Raw genomic sequence first — 7082 nt, forward strand, 5'->3', positions numbered from 1 at the left:
GACATCTAGGCGCGAGTAGCCCTAGCGGAAATGTCCGAGGCGGATGCCGAGGATAGACCCCTTTGGTCACGGGCGATCAAAAATAGTATAATGCCCGAGACAATTTTGGGTTTGATTTATTTTGGATTTTAACCCGCCGAAAAAATCTGAAAGCAAATCCCGCCCGCAGAAAGGGGTCTGGGAAATGAATGCGGGTGGGGAATCAGCCGACTTGAGTTCTGTTTTGGTGGGCAGTATAGGAATCGAACCTATGCTCTTTCGAATGTGAATCGAATGTTTTACCATTAAACTAACCGCCCCCTCCTCCGATAACTATAATATTATGATGGCAAAATGTTGAGGGGAATACTGCCCTCTTGGTTACGATCGAGTTTGTCGAGCACGATTTCGTGCGTATTATCAAAAAGGTCTTTGAGAAATCGGTCGTACATACCATAGCGGTATCGAAATTCGGTCGTGGTCATCATGGCATACATAATCTCTTTGCCGATTTCTGCCTCAAGCGCTTTGAGCGCTTTTTCAATCTTTGGCTTCTTGAGCTTGTCACCTACGATAAAAAGATCAACCATACGGCGCTCCGTATTGAGCAATGTACCCGTGATCACGATAAGTGATACTTTGCCCGCACCTCTGATACCTGCGGCAAGTTGCTCACGCACAGCTGGTGTCTGCGAGACCAACAATGCTGAGAGTTCTTGTAAATACGCAAAATCGCGCGCGAGGACAAATCCATGCAATTTCTTGCGACGGGGTCCTCGCGCGCGATCGTCTGCACTAGTGATGACGCGGGTACCGCGGCGAATATATCCCATATCGAGAAGCGCACGCACTTCTTTTGAAAATGCAGCGGGCTTCATATGAATACGAATACTAATCGTTTTGGTATCAAATACTTCGGTCGGATTGACTAAAAAGAGGCGTAAGAGCCGAACCTTGGCCTCCGATCCGAAGAGTTTTACGAGCGTATCACCTTTGTGCATATGCGTTATTTGAGCTCAGCGGTAGCGCCTGCACCCTCAAGCTTTGCCTTGAGATCTTCAGCGTCTTTCTTTGACATGCCTTCTTTGACAACTTTAGGAGCTGCATCAGCGATGTCTTTTGCTTCTTTGAGGCCAAGGCCCAATGCTTCACGGAGCACCTTGATGACCTGAATTTTCTGATCACCGGTAGTCTTAAGTTCAACATTGAATGCTAATTTTTCTTCAGCGCCACCCTCGCTACCTGCGGCGGCTACTGCGGTTGGCATTGCTGCCGATACTCCAAATTTTTCTTCCATTGCTTTTACAAGCTCTGAGAGCTCGAGTACCGAGAGTTTTTCAACTTTCTCGATGATATCATTGAATTTATCTGACATAATAGTTTTTGTTTAAGTTAGTATTACGACTTTTTCTTTGCTAATTGGTCAAGCACGAAAACCAATTTTCTCGTGTTGCCGAGGATAACACTCATGAGCTGTGAGTAGAGCGCCTCGCGTCCTGGGATTGCACCGAGAGCCTTTGCGGTTTTTGCGTCAACAAACTGACCTTCAAAATATCCGCCAACGATCTCAAAGGCATCTTTTTCCTTTTTTGCAAAAGTAGAAGCTGTCCGAAAGATTGAGAGCTCATCTCCGTATCCTGAGACAACCGCGACCTCACCTGGCAAATCCATAGAGAGATCCTTGCCTGACTCGCGAAATGCGACGCGGATCAGGGTCTTTTTGGCAACCGTATAGTCAGCGTCTTCCTTGCGGAATGCGCGGCGCAAACCCGTCACCTTGGCAACTGAAAGGCCGTGAAAGCGCGCAAAAAGCACTGCTTTTGATTTGCCGATCTTGTCCTGCAAATCACCTACGATTGATTCTTTTTTAACTCGTGTAATTGGCATACCTGTTCTAGTAAGAAATAAAAAATACGACCAAAAGCCGCATGTCTCACACCTCAATAGGTCTTATAACTATGACGCCTATCGTCTACGGCTGTGCAAATACTGTACCAAAAAGCCCCGCTAGAGTCAACGGGGCTTTACAGGGTCTCAGCTTACTAGTCAAAGAGGCCCGAAAGTGCGGACCAAATATCAGCAAAACCCCATGAAGTCTCTACATCTTCGCTAGGCCCTGATGTATCGGGCAACACCGCGAGCGCGCCGCATTGACGCAAAATTTCATCGCGTGTTTTTTGATACACTCTACCGAACTCTTCATCGCCTTTTTTGGCGATACCAAATTGCTGTTGGAAAAACTCAACAGTATTTTCTGTCTGCGAGCCGTAAATACCCGTGACAAATGTTCTTTGCTTCTCGATAGCTTTCAAATTCCATATATACGCGTCGCGATACTGCCACAAAAATTCTTGGAGCGAACTTATCTGGCCGCCACTGTTTTTGTCATTAAAGGTATACGAACCGCGGCGGATATCGAGCGTGATAGGAACCTTGGGGCACACGACTTGCGAAGTTGTAGGGCTTGGCACTGGAGGTGGTACCACGATAGGCACGGGGGGTGGGGCTACAACAGTTGCAGGTGGAGGGGGCGAAACTACAATGGGAGGCGGGGGTAAGATTGCCGCGGGCGGGAGAACGACTGCGGGAGGTGGTGGATTTACAACGCTTGGTGGAGGGGGCGGCAACGGTGTAGGTGTTACAGGATCAGCAAATCCTTCGATCTCATTTGCGAGCGCGCGCGTCGTGCTGTCCCATACACCTGTTGCTGGTAAGTTATTTTCCTCCTGAAATCCGCGTACGCTAGTCTCGGTTACTGCTCCAAAGTATCCGGTAGGCGTTTCGTCAAAATGTAATTCTTCTGACAGAAAACTTTGAACATTGGATACCGCCACGCTCCGAGCGCCTTTGGAAAGAGTTTGAGTAAATTGAGTGACTACCGATCGAGGATCTTGCGCCGTCTCTACGAGCATTATAAAACCATTTCCGCAGTTGTTGGCTTCATCAGACTCTACGATAGTACTCGGAGAGTCTATGCATAGCGAATAGTTGTGCTTACCAGCATCCACTCCATCAGCTCTCCAGGTGGCTCGCGTGTTTCTCTTTTTACCAGCTCCGATCGGCGCAGGAAATGGCGCCGGGAGCACTTCGTTCGTATCTATTTTGTATTTAAAACTCACGCTTGCCGCATCAGACACGCCCTGGTTTTTGGCTCGGATCTGCGTTTTGATTTTGGCAGAACCATTTTTAAGACTGGAATTTATGATAAATTTATCGGCAATGATATCCGTACCCGCAGCCGGGGTGCCTACATTTAATTTACCCTTGATACAGTTTTTGGAGTCATCAGGATCCACTTCATCAACGGTAATAATATCAATAATACAAAAACTCACCGTATACGACCCGGGGCTGGTTATCTTGTACCCGGATGGCAACATTACTTTTTTTGTAGCGCCCGGCAGTATCATCGGCAAGGATATTTCCTGTGGCATAAACACAGGAGGAGCCCCGGGCGGCGGAGTAATTTTCAAACGGGCAGTTCCACCTTGAACCGGCATATTGCTGTGATTGTATATTTTGGCTTCGAACTTTAAGTCTTGGTCTGTGGTGTACTGCCACCACTTGGCCGAAGTTATAAACAATTCGTTAAACGGCGGGCAACCAGATTGTATGTCAGCAAGAGCTGCATGGTCCACCGAATCGCGAGAAGAAACGCCAGCATTAGCAATGGTGGTAGCTGCCCCAATACACGGCGTCTGGACCGTAATAGGTACTGGTGGCACTGGAAATTCGGTATCCACATTCCCTCTTTGATTTAAATCTACTGTAGTGCCAAGAAATCTATTGCCACTCATAAAAGCAGCGGCTGGGTTGAGAGCGATATCGCAATCTTTGTCTGTCGTGTTGTCACAAACAGCCAGCGCGCTATTCGCCTCGCCGGGCGAGCCACCAAAAAGATTATTTACCACATTTACATGGGCACCGCGCTCAATGCGTGTACCTCGCTCGCCATTTGATACCGCAGTATCGGTGTCCAGCCAATTCCAAATAATGTTGTTGCGCATGTCCACGGTCGTACCCGTATCGGTATCGAGCGCGTCACCAGTCTCGGCATCCTGTGTATTGTCAAAAGAAATTTCTGGATTTCGCTGATTGGAAAAACCAATAATGTTGTTGTAAAGGCGAATTCCCGTAGCACTATTGCCTAACAGCATGTTTTTTTGGTCACCTATATCATCCTGATCCGTATCTGGAATCGGCGCGATAATGATACTATTTTGCACGGTCACATCATGCGTGCCCGCACCAGTAATATCGAGATTTCCATCGGCCGATAAGGCGACAGATACATGATCCAGTAAAATGTTACGTGCTCCCGCGGCTACTTGTATGCCGTCCTCTCTTGCATTGCGCACGCGTATATTTTTGATTGTAATATTGTGCGCACTTTTATCTCCAGCATCCCCTCTGATTTTTATGCCAGCACCCTTTAGCGTGATACCGGGTGCGGGAACCGCACTCGCATCAATCGTGATATGCGGACCAAGAATACTTATTTCATTTTCTAGATTTATGTCTCCCGCAACACTCGGCGCAAATGTTATGTAACGAAAACCCTTCGATACGGCCTTGCGCAAGCTACCCTCCTGCTCATCATCTTCTAGGTGAGTGACGATATACGAATCAATCACGGGCCCCGTTTTGCCGGTGATTTCCTGCCCGATACGGATATTTTCATCGAGTACCTCTCGTGGCATATCGCGCATACCGATGCCGTGAGGTGAGGGTTGCTTATGAAAAGGAAACAGCTCTTTGCAATTATCTGGATACGAGTGCCAGAGCCAGCCGATCATACCCAAAACTTCAGGGTCGGACTTTGAAAGCTCGTAGTAGTTTTTAGAAATTTCTTTGTGAACTGATTTATCAAGCACACCCCGGCCCGGTTTATTGACGCCATGATTGCAGTGGTGCCACCAGGCATCTGGGATCATCACAATTTTTTGGTTGGGGCTTGAGCGTTTGGATTTGAGACGCTCGTAAGTAGCCATCCATTCGGTATCTTTGCGGGGATCTACCACTCCATAGGCATCATATCCTATCCAGTCTATTGACGCGGGTACCTGTAGTGGGCTTGTGCATTTCTGTCTATTTTTAGTTGCCTCGGGAGGTTGTGGACCCTGTGGATCAATCTCTACACGCATTGCGTCCGTAGGCTGGTCACAATACTCGGGCGGACCGGACTCACCACCTACCCCCTTTATGCGAGCACTGGTGACAAAACCGAGACTGGGCGCAGCCTCCACGAGCATAATCGGGATTGGCGGCCACAATTTATTTGGAGCAGTTTCCTTGAACTTCCCTTTTATGTGCTGGGCCATGGAAGCAATCTGCGAGTTGGTAACCGAGTTCCAAATCGGCTCGTCTTGAAAATAGAGTGCGAGAATTTTACTATCGCTCGTATCCCCATCACCGTTGGGGTCGATGTGCCCTTTGGGTCCTGGCCAGGCGAGATCAAAATCCTCTCTAAATTTTGCCAGAGCAGCTTGTTTGTCCAATCCCACACAGCCGGGGTAAACCGAGTTGGGTGGACAAATGCCTACAGGGACATGGAAGATACTCTTGACCCCCGCGGCGATATTGTCATCGAGCACCACTGAAGTATTGACGACTGAAATATTTGTAAAGTCCTTGGATTCATCGCGAAAAATGTCGGTATTGGCAGAATAGTAGTAACCAAAATATTGCAGAGTTGCGGGCTTTGGTAGTGATGTACCCACACTCCCACCAGAGAGCGTAAAAACGGTAGGAGTACCTATCGGAAAACTACCGCCCCCCTCTTTATCAATTGCCCGCGCATAAAGCGTGTGCTGAACATTGTCGCGATAGGCAAGCGGAATTGAATAAGTAAATCCATGATTCCCAGCCACCGGACTTGTGCCGGATAGATTGGCCTTTGTTGCACCAATAAATGTGCCGGCGGAATTTACGCTCTCGCGATCAATATAAAAGTGCACATCAACACTTTCAAGAGTAGCTTGCGGGTCATACGCGAAACCAACTACAACGCCACTTGTTATATCGATCGAGCCTTCTGCGGAAGGTAGCACATTTATATTTGCACCACAGTCTGCACCAAACCATCCTACTGGATTACTATTTTCACCAAAAAGTCTCCATCCGAACACCGGCCCTGTACCTGGGGTACTTGGTCCCCTGTAAAAACCCGGTACATACGGGGCACGAGCAGTAAATGAAAATTCTACTATGTCCCCACTCGGTACCGTAGCAGTGACTGGGGCTGTATTTGCCCGCACCACCCTGCCCGGATACCAATTGTCGAGCGAACCGAGCTTAATATTGTTTTGTTGGTCTCGGCTATCAGCCAGAGTCCAGGCCGCACTTCCTGTATTTTTAAACCTCGCCGTGATCACAACTGGATCACCTGCTTTTACTGATGTGGGTGCAGTAAAGTTTTCGCACGAAGAATCGTATGCCCCACCCTGCGCGAAACTCGATGGGATAACAATATTTGCCGCAATGCCTCCCGCAAACAACACCGCCACGAAAACTACGTCAAAGAGTGCGAGTGAAAATACCCAAGCGTCATGGCGATGTGTGCGGAAGGTCGAGCTCATTTAGCGATTGAGTACTGAAGTAAGCTCGTCGATGAGCGCGATAAGACTATTGATGACTGATGCAAGTCCTGGGATCCTGCTATCAACTGCCGCGGCTGATGATCCCGTTTGATAGATGGCATAAAAGCGCGCCGTACCAAGATTGCCCGCGTTGTCACGTACACCGACTTCTATAGTATTGAGTCCTGGTGCGAGCGTGACCGGTCCGCCAAGCCATCCGTAGCTTGGCGCTAAAACTCCTGTGGCGTTGTTTGCTAGATTTTTCCAATATGCAGTTGATGTGGCGACGCCTGTCCCTGGCTTATCGGTAAACATGGCAGCAACAAGCGGCAACGAGCTTTTTCTTGTGGTTGTCGCCATGTTATTCCCTACTGGCAAGACCAATGTGGCAATCGGGGGTGTAGTGTCGCCTGTTGGAGGTGGAGGTGGGAGTGTGCCGCAATGTGGAGCCGGGGGAAGCGAACTAGTGGCAGTATGAGTTGCTCCCGTAACTGGGAAGATACCGTTGACTGCAGCAGAAGTATT

5 protein-coding genes and 1 tRNA gene are annotated in these 7082 nt (G+C 48.6%); all 6 read right to left on the reverse strand.

The genetic code is table 11. The features are described 5' to 3' along the window. Positions 1-224: 224 nt before the first annotated feature. Positions 225-299, reverse strand: a tRNA-Val gene (locus AAB417_04390). A 21-nt stretch (positions 300-320) separates the two neighbouring features. Next, the gene (locus AAB417_04395; GenBank protein ID MEK7631230.1) at positions 321-980 is read right to left on the reverse strand and encodes a hypothetical protein; all 660 of its coding nucleotides are present in this window, start codon (positions 978-980) and stop codon (positions 321-323) included. 5 nt (positions 981-985) lie between these two features. Beyond that, complete coding sequence (gene rplL, locus AAB417_04400; protein ID MEK7631231.1) at positions 986-1354, reverse strand: 50S ribosomal protein L7/L12; 369 nt, start codon at positions 1352-1354, stop codon at positions 986-988. 23 nt (positions 1355-1377) lie between these two features. Further along, complete coding sequence (gene rplJ / locus AAB417_04405) at positions 1378-1866, reverse strand: 50S ribosomal protein L10 (protein MEK7631232.1); 489 nt, start codon at positions 1864-1866, stop codon at positions 1378-1380. 155 nt (positions 1867-2021) lie between these two features. After that, positions 2022-6557 carry a peptidoglycan-binding protein gene (locus AAB417_04410; protein ID MEK7631233.1) on the reverse strand — a complete coding sequence of 1512 codons (4536 nt, stop codon included), beginning with the start codon at positions 6555-6557 and terminating at the stop codon, positions 2022-2024. Further along, the coding region (locus AAB417_04415) for a hypothetical protein (protein MEK7631234.1) at positions 6558-7082 on the reverse strand (525 nt) is incomplete at its 5' end. It lies immediately after the preceding gene.

The sequence above is a fragment of the Patescibacteria group bacterium genome, assembly GCA_038064855.1.
Lineage (GTDB): Bacteria > Patescibacteriota > Minisyncoccia > Ryanbacterales > GWA2-47-10b > SICQ01.

Excerpts from the sequence above, each read along its gene's own strand:
- AAB417_04395 (MEK7631230.1), bottom strand. The coding sequence starts at position 980 with ATGCACAAAGGTGATACGCTCGTAAAACTCTTCGGATCGGAGGCCAAG.
- rplL (MEK7631231.1), bottom strand. The coding sequence starts at position 1,354 with ATGTCAGATAAATTCAATGATATCATCGAGAAAGTTGAAAAACTCTCG.
- rplJ (MEK7631232.1), bottom strand. The coding sequence starts at position 1,866 with ATGCCAATTACACGAGTTAAAAAAGAATCAATCGTAGGTGATTTGCAG.
- AAB417_04410 (MEK7631233.1), bottom strand. The coding sequence starts at position 6,557 with ATGAGCTCGACCTTCCGCACACATCGCCATGACGCTTGGGTATTTTCA.